The 13,273-nt window shown below is 62.1% G+C and carries 13 protein-coding genes and 1 tRNA gene; 8 read left to right on the forward strand and 6 right to left on the reverse strand.

Going from position 1 to position 13,273, the window contains the following annotated elements; all coding sequences use genetic code 11:
* The first annotated feature begins 28 nt into the window (after positions 1-28).
* The 3 genes from AC066Y_RS29855 to AC066Y_RS29865 all read left to right on the forward strand — a co-directional run bounded on the left by AC066Y_RS29855 (position 29) and on the right by AC066Y_RS29865 (position 2,368).
* Positions 29-526, forward strand: a complete 498-nt coding sequence (locus tag AC066Y_RS29855; RefSeq protein WP_478276985.1) for a PaaI family thioesterase — start codon at positions 29-31, stop codon at positions 524-526.
* A gap of 127 nt (positions 527-653) precedes the next feature.
* Entirely contained in the window at positions 654-1,754 is a 1,101-nt protein-coding gene (locus AC066Y_RS29860; protein WP_456720837.1) for a mandelate racemase/muconate lactonizing enzyme family protein, read from the forward strand.
* Between the two features lie 62 nt (positions 1,755-1,816).
* Positions 1,817-2,368, forward strand: coding sequence for a hypothetical protein (locus AC066Y_RS29865; protein ID WP_478276986.1), 552 nt, complete (start codon positions 1,817-1,819; stop codon positions 2,366-2,368).
* A gap of 124 nt (positions 2,369-2,492) precedes the next feature.
* Here AC066Y_RS29865 and AC066Y_RS29870 read toward each other — a convergent pair whose 3' ends face one another.
* Positions 2,493-3,032, reverse strand: a complete 540-nt coding sequence (locus tag AC066Y_RS29870) for a Dps family protein (protein WP_478276987.1) — start codon at positions 3,030-3,032, stop codon at positions 2,493-2,495.
* 126 nt (positions 3,033-3,158) lie between these two features.
* Between AC066Y_RS29870 and AC066Y_RS29875 the strand changes: the two genes are divergently transcribed.
* The 5 genes from AC066Y_RS29875 (at position 3,159) to AC066Y_RS29895 (ending at position 9,205) form a co-directional block, all read left to right on the forward strand.
* Positions 3,159-3,848: a class I SAM-dependent methyltransferase gene (locus tag AC066Y_RS29875; RefSeq protein ID WP_478276988.1), complete on the forward strand. Its 690-nt coding sequence runs from the start codon at positions 3,159-3,161 to the stop codon at positions 3,846-3,848.
* A gap of 77 nt (positions 3,849-3,925) precedes the next feature.
* Positions 3,926-4,001, forward strand: a tRNA-OTHER gene (locus AC066Y_RS29880).
* A 312-nt stretch (positions 4,002-4,313) separates the two neighbouring features.
* Positions 4,314-7,778, forward strand: coding sequence for a carbamoyl-phosphate synthase large subunit (carB, locus tag AC066Y_RS29885; protein ID WP_478276989.1), 3,465 nt, complete (start codon positions 4,314-4,316; stop codon positions 7,776-7,778).
* 197 nt (positions 7,779-7,975) lie between these two features.
* Positions 7,976-8,449, forward strand: coding sequence for a transcription elongation factor GreA (gene greA, locus AC066Y_RS29890; RefSeq protein WP_157113323.1), 474 nt, complete (start codon positions 7,976-7,978; stop codon positions 8,447-8,449).
* Positions 8,450-8,800: 351 nt separating this feature from the next.
* Positions 8,801-9,205 carry a DoxX family protein gene (locus tag AC066Y_RS29895; protein ID WP_478276990.1) on the forward strand — a complete coding sequence of 135 codons (405 nt, stop codon included), beginning with the start codon at positions 8,801-8,803 and terminating at the stop codon, positions 9,203-9,205.
* A 215-nt stretch (positions 9,206-9,420) separates the two neighbouring features.
* Here the strand turns inward: AC066Y_RS29895 and AC066Y_RS29900 are convergent, their stop codons facing one another.
* From AC066Y_RS29900 to AC066Y_RS29920, 5 genes are all read right to left on the reverse strand, one after another.
* Positions 9,421-10,125 (reverse strand): hypothetical protein, encoded by a 705-nt coding sequence (locus AC066Y_RS29900; protein ID WP_478276991.1) that lies wholly within the window; start codon positions 10,123-10,125, stop codon positions 9,421-9,423.
* Positions 10,126-10,216: 91 nt separating this feature from the next.
* Complete coding sequence (locus AC066Y_RS29905) at positions 10,217-10,411, reverse strand: hypothetical protein (protein WP_092126756.1); 195 nt, start codon at positions 10,409-10,411, stop codon at positions 10,217-10,219.
* A 180-nt stretch (positions 10,412-10,591) separates the two neighbouring features.
* Positions 10,592-11,176, reverse strand: coding sequence for a protein-S-isoprenylcysteine O-methyltransferase (locus tag AC066Y_RS29910; protein WP_478276992.1), 585 nt, complete (start codon positions 11,174-11,176; stop codon positions 10,592-10,594).
* A 198-nt stretch (positions 11,177-11,374) separates the two neighbouring features.
* Positions 11,375-11,917, reverse strand: a complete 543-nt coding sequence (locus AC066Y_RS29915) for an SGNH/GDSL hydrolase family protein (RefSeq protein ID WP_478276993.1) — start codon at positions 11,915-11,917, stop codon at positions 11,375-11,377.
* 109 nt (positions 11,918-12,026) lie between these two features.
* The gene (locus AC066Y_RS29920; RefSeq protein WP_478276994.1) at positions 12,027-12,788 is read right to left on the reverse strand and encodes a thioesterase domain-containing protein; all 762 of its coding nucleotides are present in this window, start codon (positions 12,786-12,788) and stop codon (positions 12,027-12,029) included.
* Positions 12,789-13,273 lie beyond the last annotated feature (485 nt).

The following is a 13,273-nucleotide window of genomic DNA, read 5'->3' on the forward strand; positions in this document are numbered from 1 at the left end:
CGATCATCACGCAGCAGGATTGCCCGACATGACCGACAGCGTCACCCCGAAGCCCGCATACGGCGTCTCCTCGATCGAGGTGATGGCGTCAATGCCCGGGCTCGACTTCGTGCGCGGCATCTTCGCCCGCACCCTGCCGGAGCCGCCGATCATGGAGAACGTCGAACCGTTCGACTGCACCGCCGAGTCGGGCCATGTGGTGATCCACAGCATCCCCGGGTTGCGCCACTACAACCCGATCGGCTCGGTGCACGGCGGCTATGTCGCGATCCTGCTCGATTCCGCAATGGCGCTCGCGGTGCAGACAACATTGCCGAAGGGTTCGGGCTACACCACTCTGGAGTTCAAGATCTCCTTCGTCCGCGGCATGAGCCAGGACACCGGCAAGATTCGCACCGAGGGCCGGGTGCTCAACGCCGGCCGTCGCGCCGCGACCGCCGAAGGCCGCATCACCGATGGGAACGGCAAGCTGATCGCGCACGCGACCACGACTTGCATGGTGTTCGAGCTTCCCAAAAGCCCCTGAAGGCAATCGCGTCCTGGCGCATTGGAGGCATGACGAAGCGCGCTGGATTGGCGGCAGTGCTCTGTGATTGAGTTTCCCGGTCCGAGATCAGGCAACATGATCCGGCCTGGAAGGAAGGAAACGTCCGATGACCTCAGCCAATCCAGACATGACCATCCGCGACATCCGCGTCACAATGCTGCGGCTGCCCTGGGCCGACGATCGCTGGCTGAAGGGCGCAGCGCTGGGCGCGACGCGCGACATCCTGATCTGCGACGTCGAGACCTCCGGCGGCATCACCGGCATGGGCTATCTGTTCGTGTTCCGCCCGGCGATGCAGTCGATCGCGGCCTGTCTCGACGAGTGCATCATCCCGCGCGTGATCGGCAAGGATGCCACCGCGATCGAGGCGATCTGGCGCGATCTGTGGACGGCGACGATGACGTATGGCCGCGGCGGCATCGCCGCGATGGCGATGTCGGCGCTCGACATCGCGCTGTGGGATGCGGTGGGAAAACGCGCCGGCCTGCCGCTGCACCGGCTGTGGGGACACTATCGCTCGGAAATCCCGATCTATGGTTCCGGATGCTTCCGCGGCGCCGGGGGCGACGGGATGATCGAGAAGGCGCTGCATTTCGTCAAGCAGGGCTACAAGGCGATCAAGATGCAGGTCGCGCATGTTCACACGCCCGCGCAAGACCTCGACAATGTGCGCCGCATGCGCGAGGCGCTCGGGCCCGACATCGACATCATGATCGATGTCAACATGGGCTGGAGCGCCGATGTCGCCATCGAGATGGGACGCAAGTTCGAGAAGTACGATATCTACTGGCTCGAGGAGCCGGTGCCGGCCGATGACTTCGCCGGCTATCAGCGCATCGCGGCGGCGCTCGACATGCGCGTCGTCGGCGGCGAGACGCATTTCACGCGCTACGATCTGCGGCCGTTCTTTCTCAATCCCTGCCTGCCGATCCTGCAACCCGACCCGATGCGCGGCGGCATGACCGACCTGCGCAAGATCGCGGCGCTTGCGGACACGTTCGGCATCACCATCGCGCCGCATCTATTCCCCGAACTCAACGTGCACTTGCTGGCGTCCATCCCGAACGGCATCTGGTGCGAGAACATGGCCCTGATCGACGACCTCTGGGTCGATCCGCCGGAGATTGCCAATGGCATGATCACGGCGCCGGAGCGGCCGGGGCATGGGCTCAAATTCAAGGATGAGGTGCTGAAGTTCAAGATCTAGCGGGAACGGTTTCCGGACCGACGGTTTGATATCACCGCCCCTCGCAACGCTGGAGAGCCGCCATGCCGGTGGTGAATAAGGATGCCGAACCCCTGACTATCGTCTTTCAGGACGACGGCCTGGTGCCGAACAATCCGATGCCGTTCCTGGTCTACAAGGCCGCGGTCGACGTCGGCAAAAATCCCGAGGCCACGATCGAGCAGCTGTTCGGCGACAATGGCTGGGGCGCGATGTGGCGCAACGGCGTCTACGACTTCGCGCATTACCACGCCACCGTGCACGAGGTGCTGGGCGTCGCCCGCGGCAGCGCGCGGGTGCAGTTCGGCGGCGAGCGCGGGCGTGCGCTGGAGATTGCGGCCGGCGACGTCGCGATCCTGCCGGCCGGCACCGGGCATCAATGCCTGTCGGCGAGCGGCGACTTCAGCGTGGTCGGCGCCTATCCGCCGGGCCCGCCGATGGACCTGCAACGGCCGACGCCGGAGAACCACGTCAAGGCGCTGAAGACGATCCCGCTGGTGGCCATCCCCGCCACCGATCCGGTGATGGGCAAGAACGGACCGCTGGTGCGGCTGTGGCATCCTGTCCGTCGTCCCGGCGAAGGCCGGGACCCATAGCCACGGGATCGTGTTGTCGCATCGCGCTGGGGCTCCAGCGCCGCGCAACAATTGCCAAGGGTGGTTATGGGTCCCGGCCCCCGTGCGCAGTTGCGCACCAGGCCGGGACGACGTGTATGTAGAGCTACGCCGCGTTGCTGCCTTCCTGGCGGCTTGCCTCGAACAGGAACCAGGTGCGGCGCTCGGTTTCGTCGATGAAGGTTTCGAGCAGGCCGGCGGTGCCGGAATCCTCGTGGTCGTCGGCGAGCTTGTGCGCCTTGCGCATCGCTGCCGCCATGTGCTTGTTGTCTTCCATCAGTTCGCGCAGCATTTCGCGCGGCGGGACAAAGTCCTCGTCATTGTCCTTGATGGTCTGATGCTTGGCGATATCGCCGATCGACCTCAGCGTCGCACCGCCGAGCTTGCGCACCCGCTCGGCGAGCTGGTCGGTAGTCGCGAAGATCGCGTCCGATTGCTCGTCCAGCAACAAATGGTAATCATGAAAATGCCGGCCGCTGACGTGCCAGTGAAAATTCTTGGTCTTCAGGTAGAGCGCGAAGGCGTCCGCCAGAAGCGTGTTGAGCGAGGCCGAGATCGTATCCACCGCGGATTGCGGGAGATCGTTCGGCGTATCGAGATCGGGCGAGATCTTGTCAGTCTTAGCGTCACTCTTGGCTTTGCTCACGTTGGACCTTCCTGTTAGGAACCCCCGTATTTCGGCGCATTGAACATTGGCCGCCGGACCGCTAACGCATCATCAGCCCACCTGTTCCTGGAAGTCAGGAACCCGTTCTGCCGGATACCAAACGCGATGGATGAATGGATCGACTATTACGATTCCACGCATACGATCTATGCCAGCCGACTGCACCGCGACCTGCATTTCCAGGTCATCGCAAACGACATCATCGGCTACATCACCTCGCCCGACGCCGTGGTGCTGGACTATGCCTGCGGTGAGGCGCTGTCGGCGGCGAAGGTCGCCAATGCCTGCGCCCAGCTCTATCTGGCGGAGCCGGCGCCCGGCGTGCGCGGCCGCCTGGTCGCGCGCTTCGCATACGACACCAGGATCCGCGTCCGCTCGCTCGATGAACTGAAGAACATGGCGGCGGATTCGATCGACCTCGTGGTGATGAACTCGGTGGCGCAATACATGACGCCGCACGAGCTCGACTCCGCGTTCGACGTGATCCACCGCCTGCTGAAACCCTCGGGCCGTTTCGTGCTCGGCGATATCCTGCGGCCGGAAGTCGGCATGGCCAGGGACGTCATCGCGCTGCTGCGCTTTGCGGCGACCCATGGCTTCCTGCGCGATGCCTTGATCGGGCTCGCCTCAACCGCACTGTCCGATTACCGGCAGCTGCGCACCAGGATCGGGCTGCAGCGATACCGCGAAGACGAGATGATCGCGAAGCTCGCCGCCGCGGGCTTTGACGCCACGCGCGCGCCGCGCAACATCGGGCACAATCCGTGGCGGATGACGTTCGTGGCCCATCACTGATCAGAGGTTGAACGACATATTAGGGTTAACCAAAAGTAAACGTAGCGGCCGCTGAAATAATCAGCAATGATCCACTCGGCCCGGTGGCGGAAGCGTCGACGCGGCAGTGGTGCAACACTGTTTATCCTGGTTCAACTCCAGGCCGGGCCTCCAGCCTTCGCTGCTCACGCAGCTTCGGCTCGGCAAGCTTTTCTGTAGCGAAGGCTGAAGCGGCGTAGCCCGCAGGGCGAAGCCGGGCCGGCAAGACCCATCCCGCGCCCCGATCGCCCCCTCGAATGAGCCATTTCCCCCAGAATCGCGGTTGATTGGGCGTTTTTGGGGGTTTCGCAGGTGCGGAAACTGGTCTAAAGACCACCCGCGCGCGAGGGATCGCGCTTCCGGCGCTACAAGATGTAGCGCATGGCTCGAGGGACGCGCGGGACGCGCGCCCTTTTTTTGTGCCCAAATTCCAGTCCGCGAGAGCTGATGCCCAAAAGAACCGACATCTCCACCATCCTGATCATCGGCGCCGGTCCCATCGTGATCGGCCAAGCCTGCGAATTCGACTATTCCGGCACGCAGGCGGTGAAGGCTCTGAAGGAAGAGGGTTACCGCGTCGTCCTCGTCAATTCCAATCCGGCCACCATCATGACCGATCCGGAGCTGGCGGACGCGACCTATATCGAACCGATCACCCCCGAGATCGTCGGCAAGATCATCGAGAAAGAGCGCAACGTGATCCCGGGCGGCTTCGCGCTGTTGCCGACCATGGGCGGCCAGACCGCGCTGAACTGCGCACTCTCGTTGCGCCGGCAGGGCACGCTCGACAAGTTCGACGTCGAGATGATCGGCGCCACCGCTGACGCCATCGACAAGGCCGAGGACCGCCAGCTGTTCCGCGAGGCCATGACCAGGATCGGGCTGGAGACGCCAAAATCGCGGCTCGCCAACGCCTCGGCGCTGAAGAAGTCCTACCGCGACAAATACCTTGCCGAGCGGGAGAAGCTGTCCGGCGAGGCGCTGGAAGAACTCGAACGGCAGTGGACGCTTGGCGAGAACGAACGCCGCAAGCGCTATCAGGAGCACGCGTTCGGCGAGGCCTTGATGGCGCTGTCGGAAATCGGCTTGCCCGCGATCATCCGGCCCTCCTTCACGATGGGCGGCACCGGCGGCGGCATCGCCTACAACAAGGAAGAGTTCCTCGACATCATCGAGCGCGGGCTCGACGCCTCGCCGACCAACGAGGTCCTGATCGAGGAAAGCGTGCTCGGCTGGAAAGAGTACGAGATGGAGGTGGTGCGCGATAAAAAGGACAATTGCATCATCATCTGCTCGATCGAGAATCTCGATCCGATGGGCGTGCATACCGGCGATTCCATCACCATCGCGCCGGCCCTGACGTTGACCGACAAGGAATACCAGGTCATGCGCGACGCCTCGCTGGCGGTGCTGCGCGAGATCGGGGTCGAGACCGGCGGCTCCAACGTCCAGTTCGGCATCAACCCCGTCGACGGCCGCATGGTCGTGATCGAGATGAATCCGCGCGTGTCGCGCTCGTCGGCGCTGGCATCGAAAGCCACCGGCTTCCCGATCGCCAAGGTCGCGGCCAAGCTCGCGGTCGGCTACACGCTCGACGAGATCGCCAACGACATCACCGGCGGCGCCACCCCCGCCTCGTTCGAGCCGACGATCGATTACGTCGTCACGAAAATTCCGCGCTTTGCGTTCGAGAAATTCCCCGGCGCCTCCTCCACGCTGACCACCTCGATGAAGTCGGTCGGCGAGGTGATGGCGATCGGCCGCACCTTCCAGGAGAGCCTGCAGAAGGCCCTGCGCGGGCTCGAGACCGGCCTGACCGGCCTCGACGAAATCGAGATCGAGGGGCTCGGCCGCGGCGACGACAAGAACGCGATCCGCGCCGCGCTCGGCACCCCGACGCCGAACCGCATCCTGCAGGTCGCGCAAGCAATGCGGCTCGGCTGGACCGACGAGGAGATCTTCAACTCCTGCAAGATCGATCCCTGGTTCCTGGCGGAGATGCGCGCCATCGTCGAGATGGAGGACAAGGTCCGCCGCAACGGCCTGCCGACGAACGCATTCTCGATGCGGACGCTGAAGGCGATGGGCTTCTCGGATGCGCGGCTCGCCGTGCTCACGGAAACCACCGAAGCCGACGTCACCGCCAAGCGCCACGCGCTCGGGGTGCGCCCGGTGTTCAAGCGGATCGACACCTGCGCGGCCGAGTTCGCTTCGCCCACCGCCTACATGTATTCGACCTATGAGCGGCCGTTCGCGGGCGAGCTGGCCGACGAGAGCGCACCCTCGGACCGCAAGAAGGTGATCATTCTCGGCGGCGGGCCGAACCGCATCGGCCAGGGTATCGAGTTCGACTATTGCTGCTGCCACGCCTGCTTCGCGCTCGAGGACGCCGGCTACGAGACCATCATGGTCAACTGCAATCCGGAAACGGTGTCGACCGACTACGACACCGCGAACCGGCTGTATTTCGAGCCGCTCACCGCCGAAGACGTCCTGGAGATCGTCGCGACCGAGCGCAAGAACGGCGCGCTGCACGGCGTGATCGTGCAGTTCGGCGGCCAGACCCCGCTGAAGCTTGCCCGCGCCCTCGAAGCCGCCGAAGTGCCGATCCTCGGCACCTCGCCTGACGCGATCGACCTCGCCGAGGACCGCGACCGCTTCAAGCGCGTGCTCGACAAGCTCCGCCTCAAGCAGCCGAAGAACGGCATCGCCTATTCGGTCGAGCAGGCACGCCTGGTGGCCGCCGATCTCGATCTGCCGCTGGTGGTGCGCCCGTCCTACGTGCTCGGCGGCCGCGCGATGCAGATCATCCGCGAGGAGACCCAGCTCAACGATTACCTGCTCGGCACCCTGCCCGAGCTGGTACCCGCCGACGTCAAGGCACGCTACCCGAACGACAAGACCGGGCAGATCAACACCGTGCTCGGCAAGAACCCGCTGCTGTTCGACCGCTATCTGTCCGATGCGACCGAAGTCGACGTCGACTGCCTCTGCGACGGCAAGGACACCTTCATCGTCGGCATCATGGAGCACATCGAGGAAGCCGGCATCCATTCCGGCGACTCCGCCTGCTCGCTGCCGCCGCATTCGCTCGACGCGAAGACTATCGAGGAGCTGGAGCGGCAGACCCGCGAGCTCGCGCTCGGCCTCGACGTGGTCGGCCTGATGAACGTGCAATACGCCATCAAGGACAGCGAGATCTACGTGCTCGAGGTCAACCCGCGCGCGTCCCGTACCGTGCCGTTCGTCGCCAAGGTGATCGGGATGCCGGTCGCCAAGATCGCGGCGCGGATCATGGCCGGCGAGAAGCTCGCCGACTTCAAGCTGAAGAAGAAGAAGCTCGACCATGTCGGCGTGAAGGAATCGGTGTTCCCGTTCGCGCGCTTCCCCGGCGTCGACACCGTGCTCGGACCGGAGATGCGTTCGACCGGCGAAGTGATGGGCATCGACCGCTCGTTCGAGGTGGCATTCGCGAAGAGCCAGCTCGGCGGCGGCACGCGCGTGCCGCGGCAGGGCACGGTGTTCGTCTCGGTGCGTGGCGACGACAAGATGCGCATCGCGGATGCGGTGCGCCTGTTGCACTCGCTCGGCTTCAAGGTGATGGCAACCTCGGGCACGCAACGCTATCTCAGCGATCACGGCGTGCCGACGGAAAAGGTGAACAAGGTGCTCGAAGGCCGTCCGCACATCGTCGACGCCATCACCAATGGCGACGTCCAGCTGGTCTTCAATACCACCGAAGGTCCGCAGGCCCTGGCGGACAGCCGTTCGCTGCGGCGGGCTGCCCTCTTGCATAAAGTGCCATATTACACCACTCTTTCAGGCGCGGTGGCGGCCGCGCGGGGGATCCGGGCCTATCGGGACGGGGACCTTGAGGTCCGCACGCTTCAGAGTTACTTTTCCGAAAGCTGACCGCTGCCCGGGCTGAAGGCCCGAAGCGGTCAATTAGCCGAATGGCTGGAACTCACCGCGCGATTGGATGTTGTCACGGCCCTTAGCGGGGCCGAAAATCACTGGGCTTCCGGGCGCGTTCGCGTCCTGATTCCTGCGTTAGCTGAACTGGATATTCGTGCACGGCCGCCGGGCGCGCACGACGAAGGACGAAGATGATGGATAAGGTTCCGATGACCGCGGGCGGATACGCCGCGCTGACGGACGAGCTCAAGAAGCGACAGTCGGAGGATCGTCCGCGCATCATCGAACACATTGCGGAAGCGCGCTCGCACGGCGACCTCTCGGAGAACGCCGAGTATCACGCCGCCAAGGAAGAGCAGTCGCACAACGAGGGCCGCATCGCCGAGCTCGAGGACAAGCTCGCGCGCGCCGACATCATCGACATTTCGAAACTGTCCGGCGACACCATCAAGTTCGGCGCCACCGTGACGCTGATCGATGAGGACACCGAGAAGAAGGCGGTGTGGCAGATCGTCGGCGAGGTCGAGGCCGACGCCAAGAAGGGCCGCATCTCCATCACCTCGCCGCTCGCGCGCGCGCTGATCGGCAAGAAGAAGGGCACCACCGTCGAGGTGATGGCACCGGGCGGGGCCAAGGCCTACGAGATCACCAAGGTCGAGTGGCGATAGTTACCTTGACGTGACTGGTGCAAAAAGGCCGCGTGTTGCACGCGGCTTTTTTTTGCACCCGCGTTTTCCCCCCGTCTGACAGCAATGTGAGTGGAGAGCGGGTAGGCGGCATACTAGTGAGGCCGTGACATGTTTATGCAGTATAATCATGTCGGGGACTGGCGCGGAGCCGATGATTGCGTCGCAACACGCATCGCGGCGTGTCACCGTGTCACTGGTGCGTTCTCTCGCAACTTCCGTGGAGCGAGGAATGATTCCAGGTGCAAGGTGTTGACATCACACTCAGGTGGCGGACACCGTGTGTTTCTGCCTCGTGCAATGTTCCAGCGTGTCAAACAGGGGGTTAAGACAATGGACCAGATGTTTTCCAAATGGCAGCCGACGGCGCTGAGCCTGTTCCGGTTCATCACCGGACTGCTGCTGTTTCAGTACGGCGTCGCCAAGATCTTCAAGTTTCCCGTGCTCGCCTACTTCGCCAATATCCCGCCGTTGATCCAGGCTGCGGGCTGGCTTGAACTGGTGCTCGGCGCGCTCCTGATGATCGGCCTGTTCTCGCGGCTCGCCGCGTTCATCCTGTCGGGCGAGATGGCGTTCGCCTATTTCCTCGGCCACATGTTCAAGAACCCGGCCGAGCCGGTGTTGCTGCCGCTGCTCAACAACGGCACCGCGGCGATTCTGTTCTGCTTCGCCTGTCTCTACCTCGCGACCTCGGGCCCCGGCCCGATCAGCGTCGACGCCGCGATGGGCAAGAAGTAACAACATCGCTCCGTCCCGCTCAGTTAGGACGGGTTCTTCGCGGCTACGCCGCAACTACAGCGGCAATCCGTCGAACAATGCGAAAGTAGTCAGGCCAGCCTGAGGGCGCTGTGCGTGATGGAACCAACCCGAAGAAGCTTACACGTTCGCATGGGATGCCTGCTCCAATGCGACCAGCCCGTACGCGATAGCGGCTTTGCCCAGTTGCGGGAGAACTAAGGATCAGACGCGAGCTGCACCGTTTGGCGCCCGTCGTTCATGTCTCTCAACTGGTTTACGTAATCCTCGGGCTTCTGCAAATGAAATGGGGTCTTCAAACCCATGAAGCTCGCTATGCGACCAATAAAAGCCGTGCAATTGGTCGTTTCGGCGTTCCAGAGAGGCGAGGTCGCCTGAAGATGCTTGATATACGCAAAGACTTTCTTCGCGTCGGCCTCGCTCAAATACACGCGATAGCTGGCCGTCAAATACTGTACGTCAAGGTCGCCGTAGCTTGCTCCCGTCTCGGAGGGCACCCACGTCAGATGTCCCAGCACATAAGGCAGGACGTCGCCCGCCGGGTGCAGCCCCGCAACGTCGACCATCTTCTCACTTGTCTTGCCGTACCAAACGAACGCGTGCCCGTAAGAAGCTGCCGTGCGGGCACGAAAGTCCACGTAATATGGCCCTTTGGCTACAGACCTTCGCGCCGGCCTGACGTCTGCTCCAGAAACGGAAGCGCTCGGTCCAACAACGGCCGTTGCCACGACCGACCTTGACAACGGTTTACGCGGCTTATCCTGCTGCAGCGGGGCTTGATCGGTCTGCGCAGCCAATTGCTGCGCATGACTAATGCCGGCTTCCAAAGTCGCGGAAGCCATGACGATACCAATTCCGGCAAGCAGCCGCAGGCCGCCCCGTTTCCGATTCGATTTCGGCACCTTCAGACCCTCGCTAAGGGCAAGACATCACCCCCGAACAGCGCCTTCAGCAAAAAAGCTGAAGGAGCGCGTTGTCCGGACGATCCTCGATCTAGCCCTTCGTTACGATGGGAGCTTTTCCAACCGGGGTCTTGCCGACCGGGTATTTGCCGACCGGGTACTTGCCAATTGGCATCTTGCCAATCGGAGCCTGCTCGGCGACCGGCTGCGGACGAGGAAGGTCGGCCGCACTGGCGACAGCCATGAAACCGAATGTAGCAACTCCAGCAACCAGAAATTTCAACATCGTGATCTCCGAGATTGACCGCTTGAGTCTGAGCACCATACCGTCTGACAGCTACAGCGCAATTAACGCTGTGCCAAGGCTTACGCTCGGACGGTCCTTTCTTTGCCAGATGTGGCAAAAACGACACGGATTGATTGCTTTGCGTGCAGGGCCCGGCGAGACCGACCTCGTATCGCCGGCTCAGAGCAGCCTCGGCATAATGCATCCGGTCCGTGCCATATACTCGCGATACTCGTCGCCGAACGTTTCCAGCATCATCTGTTCTTCTCTGGCAACCCGGCCGAAGAACAATGTCCCAAATCCGATCAGGCCAGCGAAACCGGCGACCAAATTCGGCAAGAGCAATGCCTGGGCGGCAGCCCAGAGCCAGAATGCCGAATACATGGGGTGGCGAATTTTTCGATAGATCCCGTCGGTGATCAGGTGATGATTTTCCCGCACGTCGAGACTTATTGACCAATTCCGACCAAGAGCGCGATGGGTCAGCCGGAACATGACCAGCGCCGCAGCCGCCACGAAAACGCCCAGCCAGGCTTGAGCCGGCCGGAAGACATACGATGCGAAATGAGGTGCGGCCGTTGCGATGTAGACGAACGGCACAATGCCGAGACCGGTGAGCGATATCAGCAGCAGGGTGTTTTCGCGAGCACCTCGGGCGCTCCGCAAGACCTTTTCACGGCGGGCACGACGCGCGTATCTGTAGCGGATGAGGTACCAACCGACCGCCATCATGATAAACACGAACTTGGCAATGTCAGGCGTCATCGTGGCCCAAGGGCTCGTTTCGCTGGCGCGTCATCTCTGCCGACCATCGAAAGGCCGCCGTTCCTAGCGGGCGTCTGAGATTCGACCGAAACAATTCCACCGACCAACATGAAACAATCATACAGGGCTTGCAGGTCGTTTCCACTGATAAGTTGGCCGTGCGACCGCTCGAATCCAAGGCGGAGGCGTCGCTGGGCTCTATTTTGCCTGCGGCGAGGCCGCGATGGCTCTCCGGTCTATCGTCGCCAACACTCGCGGGAGTAACTGCGACGCTATGAAAGCATGGCCGGCAGCGGTGAGGTGAATGAAGTCAAAAGCGTAATACTGCGGAGGAATCTCTTCGTCGTACACGATCACTTTGATGGCGCGATCACGCAACCGCCGCTCCATCGCGGCGATGTTGGCCGCCCGCTGCTCCTTCGTAACCAGGAAACGCCTGTCGTTGCCTCCAGGCTGCAAGATTACGATGTCGGTTCCCCTTGGCACATCGCTATCAATGCGCTTGAGCATACCAGCCGTGGTATCGAAGGGAACACCGGCATTGACGACGTTCGCATTGACGCCCTTCCCTTTCAGCAGAGCCTCTAACTTGGCCGGGTAGGCACCTTGCTTTCCAACGTACCAGCCTTGCGTATTGCTTGCGCCGACCGCCACGATATGAACCGGTTTTGTGAAGGCGGCGCAAACGGTCGCCAGGATACACAAGGCCACAGCGACCGAGAATTTTCTGAACGGCGTCACCGACTGCCTCCGGCCTGAAGTGCTAAAGAGAACAATACGAACACCGGGCCCCGACAGAGACCGACCTAAAGCCTCACATGCAGTGTCAAACCCCAACTCCAGCTGCCTTCTAGGCGCCATGGGAGGAATTGGTTGAAGCTCCGGCCGCAGGCAAATCCGTGTTCGAAGGATTCTGGCGTTGTCGTTGGCGTGCGACAGGGAGCCCGATTGCCCTGATCTTTCGTATCACCAGGCTATGCAACGCCGCGCTTTTATCGATGTTGAAGTGGTCGACGTTTACATCGCGGACATAGAAGTTTGTTAGCTCGCCGCGGAAGCCGGGGCCGCGGCTTATTCGAGCGCTTTCATGCTTGTACAGATTCAAAACCCTTGCGACATTAGCCGTCGCCGCATGAGGCGACGTTCCGTCGAATGGGACGACCAAAGCGACCGGCACGCCCATCTGGCCGAGGTACTCGGCCATCGACATCACGGCATCCGCACCAAGAGAGTGCCCCACCAGTATAATGGGTCCGCGCTGGCCCGCTCGATAGTTCGCGATAATTTCGTCGGCAACGCCTCGCCACTGGGCGTGATTGGCGACAACCGCGGCGATGCCGGCCGCGCGCAGCTGGACGGCAAGGTCGTCCATGCCCAAAGAGAAGACATTCAACAATCCGCGAAACAAGTAGACGTGCGCCGCGGAGGAATGCAGCCGAGCGGGCGAACCGGTCGATCTCAGTGCAACGGTTATTGCGGGGCGAGCCTGCGCAGCGTTGTTCAAATGCAGGCTGCTAGCAAAAAGAACCGTGAAGACGGCGCATACCCGCGCCGCGCTGTAACATAATCTTTTCATTTCAATATCCCCCGCCCACCTCAAGTCGAGTCGCATTAAACCAAACCTATGAATCGTGACAATCAAGAGCGAGTTCGAAATGCGTGTTGAGGCGCGCAATTGGCTTACTGTCGCGGATTTGCCACATGGAAAACGATCGAGCCACGACCGTTCACGACCTTCCGGCGGTCAATTGGCTTCCACTATGGGAAGGTCCTCTGTACTTTTTGATCGAGGCCAACTCAAAGAGTGTCGCCTCGCGGGAGTGGTAATTTAATAAGGTCGAAAGCCGCACCATCCATGTCGGCTACACCAAGGCTTCGGAATCAACGTCGCAAGAGTTCCGGGGTAACTTATCTATGCGGTCCAGTTTTCGGGAACCGGTGGCAACCAATGTCCATAACGATTTCGAGTTGCTAGCCCGTCTTATTCGTCAGAGGCGCCTGAGAGGCTGGCGAGCGTGGTGTAAAGCGCTGATGCGGCGTAGGATTCGGTTGCAAAGCCAACCCCATCACCTTCAGCCGCGAACACCACGCCCGCCA

It is taken from the genome of Bradyrhizobium sp. USDA3010, from assembly GCF_056429065.1.